This window comes from Paenochrobactrum glaciei (assembly GCF_039522165.1).
Lineage (GTDB): Bacteria > Pseudomonadota > Alphaproteobacteria > Rhizobiales > Rhizobiaceae > Paenochrobactrum > Paenochrobactrum glaciei.
This window is the reverse complement of sequence record NZ_BAAADE010000002.1, coordinates 173,997-193,097: the sequence shown is the minus strand read 5'-3', so window position 1 is coordinate 193,097 and position 19,101 is coordinate 173,997. Positions and strand designations below refer to the sequence as shown.

At 48.2% G+C, this 19,101-nt stretch carries 23 protein-coding genes; all 23 read left to right on the top strand.

What is annotated here, in order from left to right:
• Positions 1–151: 151 nt before the first annotated feature.
• The 23 genes from ABDZ76_RS07220 to ABDZ76_RS07110 all read left to right on the top strand — a co-directional run bounded on the left by ABDZ76_RS07220 (position 152) and on the right by ABDZ76_RS07110 (position 19,010).
• The gene (locus ABDZ76_RS07220; RefSeq protein ID WP_343803689.1) at positions 152–1,216 is read left to right on the top strand and encodes a phage protease; all 1,065 of its coding nucleotides are present in this window, start codon (positions 152–154) and stop codon (positions 1,214–1,216) included.
• A complete protein-coding gene (locus ABDZ76_RS07215) occupies positions 1,213–1,581 on the top strand; it encodes a hypothetical protein (RefSeq protein WP_343803686.1) in 369 nt (122 codons plus the stop codon). Before ABDZ76_RS07220 ends, ABDZ76_RS07215 begins: the two co-directional genes overlap by 4 nt.
• Positions 1,582–1,643: 62 nt before the next feature.
• On the top strand, positions 1,644–2,615 hold the full coding sequence (locus ABDZ76_RS07210; protein WP_343803683.1) for a capsid protein: 972 nt from the start codon (positions 1,644–1,646) through the stop codon (positions 2,613–2,615).
• A gap of 63 nt (positions 2,616–2,678) precedes the next feature.
• Positions 2,679–3,002 (top strand): hypothetical protein, encoded by a 324-nt coding sequence (locus ABDZ76_RS07205; RefSeq protein WP_343803680.1) that lies wholly within the window; start codon positions 2,679–2,681, stop codon positions 3,000–3,002.
• A 76-nt stretch (positions 3,003–3,078) separates the two neighbouring features.
• The gene (locus ABDZ76_RS07200) at positions 3,079–3,498 is read left to right on the top strand and encodes a gp436 family protein (protein ID WP_343803677.1); all 420 of its coding nucleotides are present in this window, start codon (positions 3,079–3,081) and stop codon (positions 3,496–3,498) included.
• Positions 3,495–3,974 (top strand): phage virion morphogenesis protein, encoded by a 480-nt coding sequence (locus ABDZ76_RS07195; RefSeq protein ID WP_343803674.1) that lies wholly within the window; start codon positions 3,495–3,497, stop codon positions 3,972–3,974. The genes ABDZ76_RS07200 and ABDZ76_RS07195 overlap by 4 nt, the downstream gene beginning before the upstream one ends.
• Positions 3,971–4,483, top strand: coding sequence for a hypothetical protein (locus ABDZ76_RS07190; protein WP_343803671.1), 513 nt, complete (start codon positions 3,971–3,973; stop codon positions 4,481–4,483). Before ABDZ76_RS07195 ends, ABDZ76_RS07190 begins: the two co-directional genes overlap by 4 nt.
• Entirely contained in the window at positions 4,480–5,001 is a 522-nt protein-coding gene (locus ABDZ76_RS07185; protein WP_343803668.1) for a phage baseplate protein, read from the top strand. Before ABDZ76_RS07190 ends, ABDZ76_RS07185 begins: the two co-directional genes overlap by 4 nt.
• A 15-nt stretch (positions 5,002–5,016) precedes the next feature.
• Positions 5,017–5,211: a hypothetical protein gene (locus ABDZ76_RS07180; RefSeq protein WP_343803665.1), complete on the top strand. Its 195-nt coding sequence runs from the start codon at positions 5,017–5,019 to the stop codon at positions 5,209–5,211.
• A 7-nt stretch (positions 5,212–5,218) separates the two neighbouring features.
• Complete coding sequence (locus tag ABDZ76_RS07175; protein WP_343803663.1) at positions 5,219–5,596, top strand: GPW/gp25 family protein; 378 nt, start codon at positions 5,219–5,221, stop codon at positions 5,594–5,596.
• Positions 5,597–5,605: 9 nt separating this feature from the next.
• The gene (locus ABDZ76_RS07170; RefSeq protein WP_343803660.1) at positions 5,606–6,466 is read left to right on the top strand and encodes a baseplate J/gp47 family protein; all 861 of its coding nucleotides are present in this window, start codon (positions 5,606–5,608) and stop codon (positions 6,464–6,466) included.
• Positions 6,466–7,578 (top strand): phage tail protein, encoded by a 1,113-nt coding sequence (locus tag ABDZ76_RS07165; protein ID WP_343803657.1) that lies wholly within the window; start codon positions 6,466–6,468, stop codon positions 7,576–7,578. The genes ABDZ76_RS07170 and ABDZ76_RS07165 overlap by 1 nt, the downstream gene beginning before the upstream one ends.
• A gap of 2 nt (positions 7,579–7,580) precedes the next feature.
• The gene (locus ABDZ76_RS07160; protein ID WP_343803654.1) at positions 7,581–10,718 is read left to right on the top strand and encodes a DUF4815 domain-containing protein; all 3,138 of its coding nucleotides are present in this window, start codon (positions 7,581–7,583) and stop codon (positions 10,716–10,718) included.
• Positions 10,718–11,842: a hypothetical protein gene (locus ABDZ76_RS07155; RefSeq protein ID WP_343803651.1), complete on the top strand. Its 1,125-nt coding sequence runs from the start codon at positions 10,718–10,720 to the stop codon at positions 11,840–11,842. Before ABDZ76_RS07160 ends, ABDZ76_RS07155 begins: the two co-directional genes overlap by 1 nt.
• Positions 11,842–12,357 carry a hypothetical protein gene (locus ABDZ76_RS07150; RefSeq protein WP_343803648.1) on the top strand — a complete coding sequence of 172 codons (516 nt, stop codon included), beginning with the start codon at positions 11,842–11,844 and terminating at the stop codon, positions 12,355–12,357. The genes ABDZ76_RS07155 and ABDZ76_RS07150 overlap by 1 nt, the downstream gene beginning before the upstream one ends.
• A 66-nt stretch (positions 12,358–12,423) precedes the next feature.
• Positions 12,424–12,594, top strand: a complete 171-nt coding sequence (locus ABDZ76_RS07145; protein WP_343803645.1) for a hypothetical protein — start codon at positions 12,424–12,426, stop codon at positions 12,592–12,594.
• Positions 12,595–12,755: 161 nt separating this feature from the next.
• The gene (locus ABDZ76_RS07140; RefSeq protein ID WP_343803642.1) at positions 12,756–14,024 is read left to right on the top strand and encodes a phage tail sheath family protein; all 1,269 of its coding nucleotides are present in this window, start codon (positions 12,756–12,758) and stop codon (positions 14,022–14,024) included.
• A gap of 12 nt (positions 14,025–14,036) precedes the next feature.
• Positions 14,037–14,555, top strand: a complete 519-nt coding sequence (locus ABDZ76_RS07135) for a phage major tail tube protein (RefSeq protein WP_343803639.1) — start codon at positions 14,037–14,039, stop codon at positions 14,553–14,555.
• A 16-nt stretch (positions 14,556–14,571) separates the two neighbouring features.
• A complete protein-coding gene (locus tag ABDZ76_RS07130; protein ID WP_343803636.1) occupies positions 14,572–14,976 on the top strand; it encodes a hypothetical protein in 405 nt (134 codons plus the stop codon).
• A gap of 116 nt (positions 14,977–15,092) precedes the next feature.
• A complete protein-coding gene (locus tag ABDZ76_RS07125) occupies positions 15,093–17,348 on the top strand; it encodes a phage tail tape measure protein (RefSeq protein WP_343803633.1) in 2,256 nt (751 codons plus the stop codon).
• Positions 17,348–17,779 carry a phage tail protein gene (locus ABDZ76_RS07120; RefSeq protein WP_343803630.1) on the top strand — a complete coding sequence of 144 codons (432 nt, stop codon included), beginning with the start codon at positions 17,348–17,350 and terminating at the stop codon, positions 17,777–17,779. The genes ABDZ76_RS07125 and ABDZ76_RS07120 overlap by 1 nt, the downstream gene beginning before the upstream one ends.
• Positions 17,776–18,036 carry a tail protein X gene (locus tag ABDZ76_RS07115; protein ID WP_343803627.1) on the top strand — a complete coding sequence of 87 codons (261 nt, stop codon included), beginning with the start codon at positions 17,776–17,778 and terminating at the stop codon, positions 18,034–18,036. Before ABDZ76_RS07120 ends, ABDZ76_RS07115 begins: the two co-directional genes overlap by 4 nt.
• Positions 18,036–19,010, top strand: coding sequence for a phage late control D family protein (locus tag ABDZ76_RS07110; RefSeq protein WP_343803624.1), 975 nt, complete (start codon positions 18,036–18,038; stop codon positions 19,008–19,010). The genes ABDZ76_RS07115 and ABDZ76_RS07110 overlap by 1 nt, the downstream gene beginning before the upstream one ends.
• Positions 19,011–19,101 lie beyond the last annotated feature (91 nt).

Genomic DNA, 19,101 nt, shown 5'->3' with positions numbered 1-19,101 from the left:
CAAAATAAAGCGCGCGTACGGGCTTCAAATGGCCTTCAAATTTGATTTTAATTCATGTTATGAGATACAAAAGAACGGTGTAAAGCCGTTTTGAAGAAACCTGACAATGTCAGGGGCGCATGAGCAAGCCTTATCGGCCAGATTGTTGCTCATGATGAACACAACCGCAACAGCTATTTTTCAAACTGATCTCGCCAGCAATGCTGGTCAGGCTCCGGAGTGGATTGAAATCTTTCCGGCTGGTCCTGGCATTGTTGCGCGTGACGGCCGTCAATGGACACTTCAGCCGCAATTGGTTCTGGAAGCCTTTGCAGCCAATCGTGGTCCTCTTGCGATCGATTATGAGCATGGTCAGGCGCTTAAAGCTCCGCTCGGTGATGAAGCTCCTGCAGCTGGCTGGATTGTTCAGTTAGAAGAACGCGATGGCGGTATATGGGGCAAAGTCGAATGGGTGGAAAAAGCAGCCCGTCAAATAGTTGCTCGCGAGTATCGTTTCATCTCTCCCGATTTTAATCACGATAAAAGTGGCGTCATCACCCGTTTGCGCGGAGCTGGCTTAGTTAATCGGCCAGCCTTGGTGATGACCGCTCTCGCACACGAAGCCCCAAAGGAGATTGTGATGCTGAAAGCAATCGCTCAGGCACTTGGCCTGAATGAGGATGCTGACGAACAAGCAATTCTTGCAGATTTGTCCAAGCGTAAAAGCAATGGCATTGCTTTATGCCAAACCTTGAACCTGCCTGACGATGCAACATTTGATACGGCAATACAGGCAGTTAAAACGCTGAAAGATGAACATGCCCTCGCACACCGCTCAGATACCGCTGCCATTGTCACGGATTTGCAAACACGTCTGACGGACACACAGACTGCCTTGGCACAGTTGCAGGATAAGGAAAGCAAACGCGACATTGAGCTTGCGCTTGATGATGCAACGAAAGCTGGAAAAATCACACCGGCAAGCCGTGAAACTTACCGCGCAATGTGTGCGTTGGAAGGTGGTCTGCAGCGTTTCACTGATCTGGTTCAGGTACTGCCAGTTATTGCGGCTCCATCAGGTCTGGCTGCTGAAAGCGCTCAAACAGCTTTTGAAACAGATGAAGACCCGTCTGCATTGGCGGCGCGTGCCAATGAATATCGTTCAGAGCAGGCCGCTAAAGGCATTGAAGTCACCATTACGCAAGCGGTGGCTCACGTGAAGGAGAACAAGGAATGAACCCGTTACTGATTAAAGCATATCGGGCGCTTGCAGTTGTTGCACCTTACGCAATTGTCAAAGCCGGTATTGAAGGGGTTGCACCTGCATCCAGCAATACTGACCCACTTATTGGCACAAGTAACAGTATGGGCGCACCGGCTGATGGTCTTGTCGACGTCGTTCAAGTTGGTTTGGGCGAAGTGGTGTGTGGCGGCATTGTTAAGTTTGGCGACCCGCTGACTTCGAATGCGGACGGTGCAGCCATTACTGCTGAAGCTGAGGCTGGCAAAGCTGTTCGCACAATTGGTTTTGCCATGTCTGACGGCGTTGCCAACGACATCATCCCTTATCAGGTTGCTCCGGGCATTATTGCCTCCGCTTGACCGCTGAGCACTTAAAGCAAGATTGAAGCCGCTTGAGCGGCGTTTAAAAAGGATTTTATCCCATGTCGACCAACCGTCCATTCCCAATTGATGCGACGCTCACGGCAATTTCTATCGGGTTTCGTAACCCTTCCCATATCTTGATCGGCCGCCGTGTGCTGCCGCCCCTCCAAGTTTTATCGGAAGAGTTCAAGTGGAATTATTATCCGCTTGCCCAAAATTTTACTTTGCCGGAAACACACGTCGGACGCACATCACGGCCTAATCAGGTCGAGTTCGAAGTAGAAGAGCGCACAAGTGCGACATCAGATTATGGTTTGGACGATGCAATTCCAAACTCTGACATTACAGCTGCTGCCCGTGCACGTGCTGAAAAGCGCTCCAGCTTTGACCCACGCGGTGCCGCTGTTGAAGGCTTGACCAATCTTATTGAGCTGGATCGCGAAGTACGTGTCGCGGCCACCATGCAAAACCCAAACAGCTACAGCGATGATCGTCGTATTGTTTTGACCGGACAGAATAAGTTTTCAGATTATGCCAACTCTGATCCTTATGGCGTTCTGGATGATGCATTAGGCAAAACGCTGCTTTATCGCCCGAACCGCATTTCTATGGGTGGTAGTGTATGGTCAAGCATTAAGCGCCACCCACGCATGATTAAAGCTGTTAAAGGCGGCATGACAGAAGATGGTGCAATCACTAAGCAGCAGTTTGCAGACCTTTTTGAAATCTCCGTTGAGAACGTACTGATCGGCGAAGCTCTGCTTAATACGACCCGTAAAGGTCAAAAGCCTTCATTGTCGAAGGTTTGGGGAAACTCTATCCAGCTGACCTTTATTGATACAGCGAAGCAGTCTGCAAAAGATTACAATCCGACATTTGGCTACACGGCTGAATATGGAAGCCGCATTTCAGGCTCCATCAGCGATGGTGATATTGGCCTTGAAGGTGGCGAACGCATCCGTGTTGGTGAACGTGTCAAGGAAGTCGTTTGTTGCAAGGAACTGGGCGTTCTTATTCAAAACCCCGTTTGATTTTCAATGTTCATGTAACTGACCGGCCTTCTGGCCGGTCATAAGCCAATGAGGAAATATGGAATGTCGAAAACAAACACAGCCAAGACACCGGCAGCGCCAGCGCAAGCTACCACAACACCGGCTGCGGAAATTGACGGAACGGCTTCCACTGCAGCTACAGCCGGATCGACAGACAATCAGGTGGCTCAAGCAAACGGCAATGTATCCAGTCAAGCTGCAACGCAAGAGCCTCAGCCACAGGTTAAAAAGTCGAAGGTCAGCAAAGCATTGATTGCAAAGTGCGTCATTCCGCTTGGTAAAAAAACATATCAGCCCGGTGAACCTTTGCCAGAAGATTTGACCGATGATCAGCTGGATGAGCTGAAAGCCCTGAGCGCTATTTAAGTCCCCTCCCAAGGACATGATGCGGAACGGCTGAACTTTCAAAAAACAAGCCGTTCCGTTTTCAGTTGAGGTTAATATGATTTACGCAACCAAAGCAGATATTGAAGAACTCTGGGGCTCAGAGTTTCTTGCCGACATTTTGCCGGAAGATGTCTCACCGGAGGCCTCTGTGGCGTCTGCATTGGATATTGCCAGTAAAGAGGTCGATACATATTTATCGGCTCGTTACACATTGCCATTGGATAAAGTTCCGGCTGTTTTGAAGTCACCAACGGCCGACATTGCAGTTTATAAACTTGCCAATCGTCATGCGGCTTTGACGACGACAATTGAAGATCGCTATAAATTTACTATCAAGCTTCTGGAGCGCATTGCGGATGGTAAAGCTGCACTTGGCGCAGATGAGCCACGAGTATCGTCCGATCCATCCACCTCTATTGGCGGAGCCGCATTTTCGGCCAATGTGCGTGTCTTTTCACGAAAGACACTGCCATGACTGGTGTTTCGATTGAAATCAAGGAAGTCGGACTGGAGGCAGCGCTCAATCTGGTACAGGGCATCGCTGATGCTCCAACACTAGAGCTGACTGAAGGCATCGGCCGCTTGATGGAAGAGCGTACCCGCAAGCGCATTGAAGAAGACAAAAAATCACCTGATGGTAAGTCATGGAAGCCGAATGTTGCCGGTACTTCTATTCTTTATCGGGAGGGTAATCTCGCACGCTCCATTGATTATGTGGCGACGAGTGACAGTGTGCAGATCGGTTCTGCACTGGTTTACGCACGTATTCACCAAATGGGCGGCACCATTAAACCCAAAACAGCCAAGGCACTGGCCTTCATGATTGGTGGCGAATTTCGGCTTGTCCAAAGCGTAACAATACCGGCTCGTCCTTATCTTGGTATTTCTGGTGAAGATGAGCGCGAGATTATCAATACGACTGAAGACTGGATGCGGAGGCTTGTCCAATGATCAAGCCTCGCATCAATGGCTTTAAAGACGCGATCGTCGCCACTCTCAAAGAGAAAATCCCGCACTTACGTGAATGCCGCGCCCAGTTTGGTCGGTTTAATTTGGATGAGCTTGAAAAAGAAAGCATCCGCACACCGGCCATTACAGTTGGCTTGCTGAATGGAAAAGCATCGGCTCAACCTTCCGGGCACAGTGAAATTACGTTTTCATGTGCAGCTTTTATTGTGACCGATGGAAAAACCCGTGAAGACGATGCATGGAACCTTGCCGAAGCAGTGATTAAAATTTTGCATTCCGGCCAAATGTTTGGTCTGACAAAGCTTAACGTGCCAGCCAGTGTCGTTGTTCAGCCAGTTATATCTGCCTCTATTCGTACTAAGGGAGTGGCTATTCTCGCGGTTGAATGGTCGCAAATCTTACGCGAAATTGGTGAGAATGTTTTCGATGAAAACGGACATGTTATCACTGAGCTTTACATTAATGGTGAAGCCATTGAGGTGCTGCCATGAGCGCTATGGATGCACTTGTCCGCGAGATTATGAGCCTGCGGAAATCGCTTGATGACTTGGATCGGCGTTTAACCACATCCCATATGACCGGCAATATTGCCCAGATCGATGGCAATAGAGTGCGCATTGAGCTGATGGATGTGAATAGCAAAACAGGTGAAAAATTTTTATCGCCTTGGGTACAAGTGCAAGAAGCAGCGGGTGCCAGCTCAACACATTTCCCCGTTAAGGTCGGAGATCCGATGCGATTATTTTCACCTAATGGTGAACTTGGATCTCAATCGATCGCAATTCGTGACAGCTATACAGAAACAGCAGAAAACAAAGCTGAAGGCACTGAGCTTTACATAGGCTCTAACGGCTGTGTTCTTCGCTTTTCTGATGGCGTCGCAACCATTGAAGCTTCGTCGATCGACTTTAAGAGCAAACACTTAACACATAACGGAACCAATATCGGAGACACACATCGCCACGGTGGTGTCGAGCGTGGTGGCGCAAATACCAACGAGCCACATTAATGAAAGGCGCTTTAAATGACTTTTAAACAGAGTTTTACGGTTACTGAAAAAGCAGGACATTTCGTAGCCGGCATACGCAATCCGGGTGTCAATGAAACCTTGTTGCTTACAAATGAACAAGCTGAACTCGCACTCATCTTAGGCGAAATCAAAAGAAGTGAAGAACTTCCAGCTGCTGAGTCAGTCACTACAAAATCAAAGAAGGGGTAATTCAGCCGTGCGCACTGGGATTAATGCAAAAACAGGCAAAATTCTGACCGGTTGGGATCATTGTGTCCAGTCGATCGGAAAGTGCCTGACCACGCGATTCAAATCCCGTGCATTGCGTCGATACCTGGGCAGCGATGTTCCTGAAATTCAGGACGCCAATGCAAACCCCATGACAATCTTCTCTCTTTATCAGTCCATTGCTGAAGCACTGAATGACGAGTTGGGTGGTGAGCCGGGCTTTAGTTTGCAGGGCATCGAAATGGTCGAGTATGGCCGTTCCGGCCGTTTCGCCTTCATTTTATCCGGTCTTTGGTTTCCCAGAGGTCATTTAGGTGACTGGTCAATTAGCGAGAATGTCAGTCTTCAGTGGCCGGATATTGGTTAGGAGTATGCTATGAGCCTGAGCACAGAGCTTACCAATTTACCAGCACCACAGATTGTAGAAGAACTTTCTGTTGAAGAGATTCTTGCACGCAAGAAAATCCAGTTAAAAGAATTATTCGATCGCTACGGATTACCTGTTGATGCGCTGGACACTCCTTATGAGCCAAGTAACATCCTGCTTGAAAATGGCTCATTGGATGAACTGATATTACGCCAACGTATTAATGAAGTTGCCAGATCACGTTTGTTGGCATTTGCTTCCGGTTCTGATCTTGACCATTTAGGCATCTTTTATGATGTGGCTCGAATGGACGGTGAAGATGACACGCGCCTTAAGTTGCGTATCATCCTTGCTATTCAAGGTCGCTCAACGGGCGGCACCGAAGAACGCTACCGTTTTATCGCGATGACATCAGACATCCGCGTAGCTGATGCAATTGTATATACGCTTGGTCGCAGTCCACTCATTCATGTAGCGTTATTCTCCAATGAACCTAACGGCTATGCCAGCGATGAGCTGCTGTTGATCGTGGATCGTGCTTTGCAAGATAAGGCAGTTCGTATGGTCAATGACGCTATTATAGTGGCGCGTGCCGTACGTAAGGTGGCCAATCTCGAAGCAAATATCTGGCTATTGCCGGAAACGGCAATGAGTGTAATGCCAGCACTCGAAAGTAATTTACGGTTTGCTTGGCAGCTGACAGCCAGCTTAGGGCGCGACTTAACACTCAGCTGGTGGACAGCGAAACTGATGAGTGATGGTGTTCATCGTATTGAAGCGGTCACGCCTTTAAACGATATCATAGCGTCACCTGAAGAAGCCATTTCCATTGGTGCTATTAAGCTGAATTATTCTGGTCGGGGTTTCTAATGGGGCACATTAGTTTACCGGCAAATGCAGAGATTTGGGAACTATCGGTTACTGGCTGTTATATCAGTTCGGATGAGCTGGATGATGCTATCAAGACGATTAATTTTGATAAATCAGCGCCACCATCAGGGTTCCTGCCTTTCATGGTATGGGAGTACGGGCTTGGTAAACTGACGCCATACGTTCCTAATCTTTACAGCTTACTATCTGATGGCATTGTATGGCAGCGTGTTCGCGGTACTCCGGATGCAGTGGCACGTGCGCTCAGCTGGCTTAATACAAGCGCCTCTATTGAACAGGCTTGGCATGGCCGCACATGGTGGAATTCATTTCAGTTGCGCTTTGATACGCTGCCGGAAAATGATGACCCGTTATTAGAGCGTATTGAGGCTGTCACAGCCTTGTCTGTTCCCAAGCGTTCTCAATTGCGACGCGGTGTCCATCACTATGATGCCGGATGTCTGACCGCCGATTATAAGGCCTTAGATAACACTATGCTCGATCGGGAAAGCGGTATTCAGCTAACCCCTGCAGGCACGATCTGGTCATTTGGGCGCACACATATTTTCAAGCATGAGCTGACCGAGGCAGAAGGCTTGGCGATTGGCAACTGGATTGATCTGGTTGAAGGCCAGTCCCTTCGCTGGATAGATATGACCTATCCATGGGTTCAGGCAAATTTCCCTTGGGAAGCCAGTGCAATCACGCAACGAAAAGCTTTGCTCGCCGGTTGGTTTAATGACCAGACACTTTACGTCACCTTGAAGAAAAACAACGGTGATGTGATAGGGTATCGACGTTGCCGAGCCTGCCACAGTGTCAGCCAGACTTATGGCGGTTCTTATAGTTTTGACGGCGTACGTTATCAGCCGCGTCTTGGCGGCACCACAGTTTATGTGGAAGCATTAACCGATTTTGATGATGCAAAAAATTTTGAAGCATTGAGCATTTCTTTGCTGGTCGGTGGCGTTTTGCGTGAAGGCGTGAAGCCCGGTTGTTTATGGCTTGAACCACAGGACATCAGTGGCGGTCATGAGATTGCACATCAAGCAATCACCCTCAATTTACGCGCCAGTGTGCGCGAACAGTTCAAGTTTATGGTGAGGTTTTAATTATGGCTCATGAGCATAAAAGCGGCCTGCCTTTTGCATATGATCGCACTACCGGCCGTGATGAAATCAAAGGCTTGGTTTTTCATGGTGAGCGGCCTTTTATACAAGGTGCCGAACTCAATGACATGCAGATCGCGCAACGTGCAGTGCATAATCGCTTTGCCCGTATTGTTGCCAAAGATGGCGACCGTATTGAGCGCGCCAGCGCCTTGGTTGATGTTGAGCAAGCAAAGGTTCTGCTCACTGAAGGCCGCATTTATGTGGTTGGGGATGTTTATCCGGTTGAAGAAGCTGTGCTTCAAAATGTACCGATGCAGGGGCGTGTCGAAATTGGTGTGCGCCTTCAGGTGAATTATATCACTCATGAAGATGATCCAAGTCTCTTGGGGCTTGTGCCGGGTTCTTTGGCTCAAGGTGAACCCGGAGCCGCGCGTGAAGTTGCATCAATCATCTGGGCGTTGGCCGATGATGATCAGTCCGGTGATTTTTATACCGTTTACACCTTACAGGACGGAACGATTTTAGATCAGACCGGACCATCTATGTTAGAACCGGTTATGCAGCAGCTTGCGATCTATGACCGTCACCACGGGCATTATGTCGTTTCCGGTTGCCGCGTCACTTCTTTGGGTGCCAATGCGGGTGCGCAAGAGTTCTCGATCGAACAAGGCGAAGCCAATATTTCTGGCTTCAAACGCACACGACATGCCGCTTTGCGTTTATCTGAATTAGAGGATTGGGATGAAACAGCTGTGCCGGGTGAAACACATATTTACACCGGCGGCGCATCACACACATTTACAGTTCATCAACCACCGATCGGCATGATCAGCTCCATATTGCTGACCAAGGAAAAGAAGGTATCGGTCACGCGTGGTGCAACTGCCAATGGTCAGGATGGTTTACCGGATAATTCGGTTTTAGAAATCATTTCTATACCCGGCTACACACAGGGCACTGATTATATTCGTAGTGGTAACACGGTTGATTGGGCACCAGCTGGCAAAGAGCCTGCGCCCGGAACAACCTATGAATGCACCTATCGTTACCGTGCCAGCGTCACAGCTGATCACCATGATCAGGCGCAAGTGACCGTTTCAGGCGGTGCAAATGGTGGTGAAATCATCATCGCTTATACGACCAAGATGCCGCGCATCGACCTTATCGGATTGATGGAAAATGGCGCACCAATTTATATCAAAGGCGTGTCTGCACTGACCAATCCTTTGCCACCTTTGGTGCCAGCCGATGTTTTGCCATTGGCAACAGTTTCTTATGACTGGATGACACCACCAATCGTAAATAATAATGCGGTGCGTTCAGCGCCATATCAGGAGATGTGGCGTTATTTTGATCGCATCCTTGATCATGACCGCTTGATCCAGTTGAACCGCATCCGCAATGATTTTGATGCTCGTGAGCCGGTAGCGAAGAAAGGCATGTTTGTTGATGCTTTTCGTGATGACAGCTATCGCGATGCAGGTGTTGAACAGACTGCTGCAATCGGTAACGGTGTTTTGCAGCTGGCAATTAAACCAACCATTCATATGGTGGATTTACCTGCACCTGTCATGCTGGATTATGTGGAAGAGATCATCACAAAGCAGGAGCTTAAAACCGGCTGTGTGAAGATTAATCCATATGCCAATTTTGAATTGCTCCCTGCGAGTCTGTCACTTGATCCGGCAGTCGACTTTTGGACTGTCCAACAAACGCAATGGGCATCGCCTGAGACGATCAATCTCAATATGGGTTCGCGCCGATCAGGACCACTTGAAGAAACGTCGCAAACGGATCAGCTGCTTGCACAGCGTAATGAGCAAGCTGAATTCTTACGTCAGATTCCAGTTCGCTTTCATGTCACTGGTTTTGGGGCGGGTGAATTGCTTGATGTGCTGACTTTTGACGGCTTAAGTGTCTTGCCTTCAAACCAACTTGAAGCCGATCCAGATGGTGTTGTTGAAGGTACATTCACTATCCCTGAGAAAGTAACTGCTGGCACTAAAACAGTACTGGCAAAGGGACGTGGTGGTTCCCAAGCTTCTGCTCTTTTTACAGGACAAGGAACCATTGAAATTGATGTAATGCGCCGCGTTACTACGGTGCAACGCTGGACACAGGCAAAAAGCGATCCGCAAGCGCAGATTTTTGCAGTTAACGAGCCACGTCAGATCATGGGAGTTGATTTCCATATCTGCAAAATTGGTGATGCTTCAAAGCATTTGCTGATTGAGCAGGTCAGTACTGATAACGGCTATCCAACCACTGATATTGAAGCACAGACAGCTTTAAGTATGCGACAGGTCAATATTGGCTGGGTGTCTGCACGTTATCCGTTGCCGGTGACGACACTGTCTGATCGTAAGTCAGCTTTTGTTATCAAGACTGATGATAATGAACATTCGGTCTCTTTGGCAAAGCTTGGCGGATATGACCGTGATCTACAAAAGTGGGTTTCGTCTCATCCATATGTAATCGGACCACGTTTCGACAGTGTGAATGCCGAAACATGGACTGCGCATCAGGATGAAGCTCTATCGTTCCGTTTGATCGCAGCCAAGTTTACTGCAACGACAAAAGTAGTTGATCTGGGAACACTTGATCTGGTTCGTTGTTCTGATTTGCAAATCCGCGCTGCCGTTGAATTACCATCAGCACAATGCTCGGTCATTTTTGAATTAAAGCGTAGCAATGGAACAATTTACAAGCTTCTTCCATATCAGCTTTTGGAGCTAACTGAGCACATTACAGAGACAGTGGAACTGCGGGCAGTTTTAAAAGGCACCCAAAAACTGTCACCTGTTTTGTATGCGCCAATTGAAGTCGTTTCCGGTGAGATTATGCAGGAGGCCACATATGTCAGTCGCGCCATGTCATTTGGTTCAGCACTTAGGCTTACGGCTTATCTCAAGTGCTATTTGCCCGGTGGCTCTACCTTGCGAATGGAATACTCATCGAATGGCAATGCTTTTGTAGAGTTGCCACAAGCAACCATTGAGCCGCTTAGCTTTCCACAATGGAGCGAACGAAAGTTCGAAAAGGCTAATCTTTCTGGCCAAAATATCAGATTGAAAATTATCGCCACCGGTGGTGCCGCATCACGTGTTCTGGCTGGCGACTTTGGAGCAGGATGGTTCTGATGAGCGATAAGGACAATAATAGTACAGAGCATTTCAAGATAGTAAAGCCAGATCCGGTAACACCTGTTTCTGATGATGTGCATACCATCCGAACCGCCTTTGATCTGATTGACGCGTTGCTGAAAATTATAACAGAAGCAGTAGCGAAAAAAGCTGAAGGAGATCACACACATGACTTTGCTGGTGTGGAGGGCTTAGAAGACGAGCTTAAAGAGTTCCGCCGCAAGGATGAGGAAATCAATCTTGGCGACCTTGGAGATGTATTAAATCCAGAGGATGCTCAACTAAATTACGTTCTAGCAAAAACTGCTCTAGGCTTTGCGTTTAGGTCTGCCTTGAGCGTCCTTGGCGAGCATCAGCACCCAATGGCTAACATTGTCGGCTTGCAGGATGTCTTAAACACCTTCTTAGCGGGTGCCGCAGGCTCATTAGATGGTGAAATTCCTGTTTTCCAAGGTACGTCCGGTAAAGCGGTGGGTCGTGGAGGTGTAAAACTTGCTGACCTCATAGCATCCATCGCTAGTAAACTTTCTACTTCCGGCGGTCGTATGTCTGGTACATTACAGTTCATTGCGGAGCTGAGCAGTGTTACGTTCGGTACTGCTTCTAGAAGTAGAGAATACGAATTATACGCCAACGTATCCGACGATAATGATTACGGTATGCGTTTGCGTAGAGGCGGTTCATATGAACACGAATTGATCTATGGGCTCGGTGGAACGGGTGACTTACAAATCCAAAACGGTAGCCTCCACGTTGTCGGCGCTGGCACTTCAGGGTCATTCTACGCCAACGGTGACATTGGTGGGAATGTTTGGTTGCCTTGGGGGCATAGCACCGCATTCTCTGCTATTAACTCCCGTATTGAACAACGCGCGTACGATTTTGCGTATCTGTTCGGGTACAGCCGTACAGCTGACTATCTTGTATCAGATGTATTCCCTATATGGTCTCTTGTTTTAGGCAAGGTAGATCATGTTAATCCCGTAGCGGGTCAAACTGTTGTGGGCGGCGGGCAGCTCATTATAGCTAATTCCAACGGTAAAACATTCGGCGGTGGCACTTATATGGCTATGGTAACGGGTGGCAGAGGTGAAGTCTTGTATTGGAAAAGGAACGCATAATGTCTGCCACTGACTATACAATTGATAAGGTTTACTCGCTGTTCTGGTACGATGCTGAGAAATCGCTACTTGGTGGTGAGGTTGAATTTTCCCATATAGGTCGTGCGCCGTGCAGTATTACTGCGAACTACGCCACTCAGGCGGGTCGGGAATTGTGGGATGAAGCCTTGGCGGGTTTGCACGGTGAAATCGCACCTTATGTTGAGCCTGAACCTGAGCCAGAGCCTATTCCTGAAGAAATTAGCCGCCGCCAGTTCTTCCAGCAACTTGCAGTGATGGAGATCATTACGAAGGCGGAAGCGTTGAGCGCACTGACAAGTGGTTCGATCCCCACAGCGCTGCAAGTGATCATCGATCAGCTACCAACCGAAGATGATCAGTTCAACGCTCAGATGCTTGTGATCGGGGCGCATTCTTTCAACCGAGCGCATCCACTCGCCGAGATTGTCCGGCAGGCTATGCAATGGACTGTTGAGCAGAAAGATGACTTCTGGAGCGAAGCTGCAAAGTTATAAATTCCAGTTGCCTTTATATCAGTCATGTTCGAAAAGAACCTGACACTAACTATCTAGGCGTGGAACATGGACAAGGACAAGTCATCCGAATCAGCACAAAGTGGGGTTGAAGAACATCCTTGCATGGCCAATGGTTGTACCAAATGGGGTAGCTTCGGTTTCCGTGGGCGTTACGGCCAGCTTTGGTTTTGCGGTGAGCATAAGGCAGAAGGTGAAGACCAGCTTTCGGGTAAATAACTTTTAGACTTGGCGGTCTTTCAAAAACTTTATATGATGTGGCTATATTTCAATGAAATGATCAAGCGCCCCTGACACTGTCAGGGGCGTTTTATTTTGCCAAACAACTAAACTCTTCAAGACAGTTTTAAGTCCCTTTAAACGGGTTTTGGAGACGCTTAATGGCAACCGCACCTTTCAATCATGGCACACGCATTATTGATGCTGGCAATGAGCCTCGTCCTTTGGATGTGGCCGATGGCTCAGTTATTGGTGCCGTTGTTCATGCCCCTGACGCTGATTTTGCACCCGATGAACCATTTGCGTTTTATACGCATCAAACTGAAGCCATCAGTAAGTTGGGTTCAAGCGGGAATGCACTTGATATTATCAACGCGATTAAAGCTCAAGGCATCGAAGCCCCCTGTGTTTTCGTGCGTCCGGATACAACTGCAACATCCACCACAGAAGAAATTCGCAATAAGATGATTGGCTCTGCAGCCTCTATGTCTGGTGTGCATGCTTTATCATTTGCGCTTGGTCATACTGGTGTTGAACCAACTGTTTTAATAGCACCATCCTATTCAGCTGGTCAGGTTGATGATGCTAAAAATCCATTGGCCGATGCCGTGGAACAGGTAGGCACAAAGCTTCGTGCTATTTCAGTATTTGATACTGGAGGCAACGATGCCGCTTCCAGTCTGCGTATCCGCGCCGATTTTTCATCCCGCTATACTTATTTGATTGACCCATTTGTACGTGTGGCATCAGCCACAGAAGTAGCGCTCAAACCTGCATCAATATATGCGGCCGCACTCATCTTGAAACGAGACAAGCAAAAAGGCGGTGTTTACTGGTCTCCGTCCAATCAGGAAACATTGGGCATCTTGGGGACTGCTCGTCCGATCAGTTATTTTGACGGCGAAATTGACCACGAAGCCAATCAGCTCAATGAAGCTGGTATCGCAACATTTATTCCCTCACGCCTCGTTCAAGGCGCAGGTGGTCAATTTGCACCTAACGGCCGCACCCTATGGGGTAATCGCACCACATCAGAAGACCCATTATGGCAGTTTATCAACGTGGTTCGCACCCGTGCAGCGCTTGAGAAAACAATCATGCGCGGTTTCCGCTGGGCAAATGATGACAACTTGTCCGACGCACATGTGATGGCCGTAATGCGATCTGGGCAAGCGCTTCTCGATGAGATGACAGCAATCGGAGCCATTCTTGGCGGTCGTATGTGGTGGGAGCGTGACCTAAACAGCAATGCTTCAATGCGCAGCGGGAAAATTCGCATTGAGTTTGATGCAGAAGAAGCTCCGCCTTTGGAAGACCTCATCTTCGGCTCACGTCGCAATGAAGCTTATTTCGACAGTTTGGCCGAGAACATTCAGCGCCGCATGAATGTGTCTTTCTCCACCTCAATTGGCGACATGATGGCAGGCTGACAGGAGTAAATCATGCAAGCACTTCGTATTCTACGCGGTTTCACATTGAACGTGAACGACAACATCAAACTGGCACTCGAAATTGAAACTTTAAAGCTCGCTTCACTTGAAGAGATCATGGAAGAATTTCAGCCCGGTGGCAGCGATTTGCAGACCAATATCACTGGTCTTGGCACTAAGGCGCTGGCCATTCCGTTCAAGGTCAAGTCACACAATCCGGAACTCATTGGCCTTTATGGCGGCGAGCCGGGAAAGCGACATAATTTCACCGGCCGCAAGCTGGTTATCTCAGAAGAAGATGGTTCGACACACGAACATGCTGTGGATGTCCTGGGACGTCTTACCAAGGTTGATAGTGAAGAAATGTCAGGCGGCAAAGCCAGCGGCTTTGACCACGAGATCAACGGCATCTGGAACTACACAGAATATTGGGACAATCGCATTTTGCATCGCTTCAACTTCAAACTCGGCGGCTGGGTTGTTCGCAATTATGAGCCTGTGAACTCCGACAGACGTCGCATTTTATTTTAATTGAAAGACGGTTGAAATGACCCCCAAAACGTCAATTAATGTGTCCCTTGTTTTTTCTGTTCCGGTCAAAGGTGAAGATGGTAAAGCAGCTTCGCGTGACACGATCACAATCAAGCGTCCCCGTACTGCCCATGCGAAACGACTGGCAGCTCTTATCGGAGCTGATTTTGCAAAGGCATTACTAAGTAGTGGCGACGCTAAAAATGTTGATGCAAAAGAACTGTTTTCTACTCTGTCAGTTAAATTATTTGAGCCGTCGGTGCTGGATGAGCTGATGAGTATTATTGCGAGCATGTGCGATGAAAGTCCGGCTTTTGTTGATGAGCTCGATGTCGAAGATATGTTCAAAATTCTGAAGGCTCTCACCGGTTTTTTTCCGGCACTCCAGTCCTTAATGTCTTCGAATACTGCGCAGACGTAGCCGCATTCTATAAATGGCAACCCGATATTATCGATCAAACCGACTGGGTTGATCTGCTCCGATATCGCATCGAACTACCCAGACTGACCGGACTTAACAGCCAGACGGAGGCATAGATGAACGTTTCATTCTTGATCCGTCTGGTGGATCAGTTTACCGCGCCCGCTCAAAAAATCGCCAACTCAATGCAAAACATGCAAGGTGGCTTTAACAAGTTCGCCGACGGATTTAATGGTGCGATTAAAGCGGGCTTTTCAATTGAAAATATTGATGAGGCAACCAAGAAAGCTCAGACGCAACTGTCTCAGGCTCGCGGCCGCTTAATGGGTGCAGCCGGTATGGCGCTCTCTGTTTTTGCTCCCGTGAAAATTGCGGCTGGTTTTGAAACAGAAATGAACCGTGTTCGTGCATTATCAAATGCAACTGAAGACGAGTTTCTGCGCTTGCAAAAGCAGGCATTATTTCTGGGGCGCACAACTCAATTCACCACACGCCAAGCCGCCGATGCGCAAGGCTTTCTTGCAATGGCAGGTTTTAAAACCAACGACATCATTGGTGCCATGCCAGGTACTTTACAATTAGCTGCTTCTGCACAGCTTGATCTGGCAAGAGCTGCCGATATTGTCACTAATATTTTAACTGCGTATGGCAAGAAAACTGAAGACCTTGCACATGTAAATGATGTGCTCGTTAAGGCGTTCACCTCAGCAAACACTGATCTCAGTCAATTGGCTGAAGCCATGAAATATGCTGGTCCTGTGGCTTCGAGTGCGGGTGTAAATTTTGAAGAAGCAACTGCCGCGCTCGCACTAATGGGTAATGCCGGTATTCAAGCGTCTATGGCTGGCACAGGCTTGCGTGGGGCAATGACGCGCATGCTTTCGCCAACTAAGGGCGTTCGCGCCGCGATGAAAGAGGCCAACCTTACATTCACTGATGCAAAAGGTCGGTTATTGCCTTTAGTTGATATTATTAAGCAGCTGGAACCACATGCAGATAACACCGGCTTGATGATGCAAATCTTTGGTCAAAGAGCCGGACCCGCTATGATGGCGCTTGTGAGCCAAGGTTCTGGCGCGCTTGAAAAACTAACCGAAGAACTAGAAAAATCAGCTGGTACAGCCGAACGAATTTCCAAAGTTCAGATGCAAGGCTTCAATGGTATGTTGAAGGAAATGCAGTCTGCAGCTGAAGGCACGGCAATCGCTTTTGGCACGATGTTATTTCCCCCATTGATTGAATTGGGCGGCATTCTCACAGTGCTGATGAACAAAATTACCGATTATTCTGAAGCCCATCCAGAGCTTGTTGCCTTTGGCGTTAAGGCGGTAGCGGCACTCCTTGCCTTGTCTATTGCATCCCGCTTGTTAGCCTTTGCATTTGCTGGCCTGAAATTAGGTCTGATTTCAACAATCGGAATGTTCCTGAAGTTTGATAAGGCCGGTCGCAATGTGGCTATAGGCTGGCGGTTATTGAAGGCAGGCTTGTTATCTGTACGCGCTACATTCGGGCTGGTCGCAGGAGGTGCCAGAATACTTGCAGCTGGTATGCAAGCCTTGGGTGGCAACATATTTAAAACCGGCGCTGAAATTATAAAGGCACAAGGAAAGCTCAACACCTTCAACACGGCTGCGCGCCGGTTAATGGCGGCGAGTTGGCTCTGGACAATGGGCTTTGAGATTGTTGACGATCTTGGTCGCACTCCAGAAGAGCGCATGGAGCAAATTCGCAAGAACCATGAACGCTGGCAAAAGATCGAACAAGACGTTGAGAAAAGCTGGTTTGGTGAATCTTGGAGCGGCATGAAAAACCGCGCTAATGCGCTTATGGGATTAGAGGAAGGTATCGTACCAGCAGAGGCGCTTGCCGCATGGGGAGCCAAAAAAGCTGGCGAATTTAACATGTGGGGTGCTGCTTGGATTGATCGGCTACTGGCTGGTGTGAGCAGCAAATGGGCAGACCTTGTAAGCTGGTTCGACAGCAAGATCGCTGATCTCCAATCCTTATTCACGTTTGACGTAAATATCGGATGGCCTGAACCTCCGGCTTGGCTGACCTATTTGATGGACTTGGCTGGCAAGGGAGCAGAGGTCGTAAAAGATACGTTCTCTCCTCCAAGCTATGTCTATGAACCGCAGCCTTTACCGGCAGGTGTAAATTTACGCGATAGCGTTTTGACGCCTATGGGCGGTAGCCGTGTTGAACAAGTCATCAATGCCGAAGTCATCGACAAGCGGCCACCACAACAGCACTTTGATGTCAAAAATAGTTTCGTCATTCATGGTGCCACTGATCCGAACAGTGTGGCTCAAGAAGTCATGAACAAGCTCAACAGTGCTAAATCAGGCGCACTCCATGGAGGCACTGAATAATGTCTATGCCGCTTCTGGGACTTGGCACTCATATCTTTGAAATCATGCCTTTAAACTTTCAGGAAATCGAACGCACCACGGAAACTAAGTGGCCTGCGATCAGTCGCTTTGGTGGCAGGCCGGGACGACAGTTTACCGGTTTTGGTGAGGATAGCATGACCATTAGTGGCTTATTGTTTCCGGAAGAGTTTGGTGGCCGTGATAAGTATGAAGCTATTCGACTAACACAAGCAGCGAGCCAGCCAGTGCTTATGCTTGGCTGGGCTGTTGGCGCAACCATGGCGGCCAATCTATTTGGCCGCGTCGTTATTTTGTCGGTCAGCGATACACAAAGCAAATTCAATTATACTGGCCAATCGCGGCGTATTGAATTCAGCATTGAAGTGGCACCTTATTTTGGTGATGGAAAACCTGTGGGGCTATTCGGATGATGCCACGTGTTATTCCGGCCGGTGAGTTCACTGTTTACTCTGAAGATATGAGCCTTGATCTCGTATGTTTCGAATATGCGCTGCGTTGGCTTAAGGATCGTAAAACAGCCGGTACACTTAAAGGCTATTTAGAAGCCACTTATGAGGCAAATCCAGGCTTGGCTGCGCACGGTCTTCTTTTGCCTTACGGCATCAAAGTGAAGATGCCGGAACTCATCATTTCAAATGAAAATAAGATTGAAAGGCTGTGGAGCTAATGGAGCGGTCACATCCATTTATTGAAGTCAGCATATCAGGCCGTGTGGTTCATGCCGCGTTTTATACACGTTTGATTTCCGCAACTATTCGTGACGAGACGGGACAAGGTGCAGACACGCTTGAGCTGGTTTTTGACGACAGTGGCAACACAATCGAGATACCTGAAAAAGGTGCGAAAATTGAAGTCCGCTTTGGCTTTAAAGGAACGGGTGTCTGGAAAATGGGCACCTTTATATATGAGACTGCCAGCTACAGTTTTGATGATGGCGGCGAGCGTTTAACGCTTCGTGGTAAATCGGCCGAGCTAAGAGCCGACCTTAAAGAACCAATATCTGAGCACTTTGATGATGCCACGATCGGGGATGTCGTGGAGAAACTAGCCAAACGTCATGGTTATAAATTCAAAGTGAGTGATGAGTATAAGACACTGAAATTGAATTATACGGCACGAACTGAGCAGTCTGTGACAGATTTTTTAACACGACTGGCTGACCGTTATGGGGCATTGTTCTCAATTAAGGATGAGGCGTTTTTGTTTTTGGCACGAGGAAGCTTGGCTCCTTTAGTCATCCATAAGACAGATTGTATTGAAGGTGAGTTCAGTGTTGAGCCTCGTCCAAAATACGGCAAAACCGCTGCGGGCTGGTTTGATCGTAAAAAAGGCAAGACCATTTATGAAGAGCATGACACTGGATTAAGTGGTCCTGTTCGGCGATTGCGCACAACATATCCATCACAAAAAGAAGCTCTCAAAGCAGCTGAAGCCGAAAGTAAGAGGCTTAATAGAGCTACCGGCAATGGCTCCATTCGTATTGCTGGTATGCCTGAAATGATGGCTGACACACCCATTGTCGCCATAGGTTTTCGTGCCGAATTTGATGGTGAATGGCGGGCTGGCGCTGTGGAGCACCGCTATGATGACACTTACACAACCAGTGTCCAGCTAGAAGCAAATGAAAAAGGCAAGAAATAAGTAGGGACGGAAACGATCCGGAAAGAATATCAATGATTATTCAAGGGAGTTCAATCGACTAGTTTATTTAGGCTGTTCAAGATAAAATAAA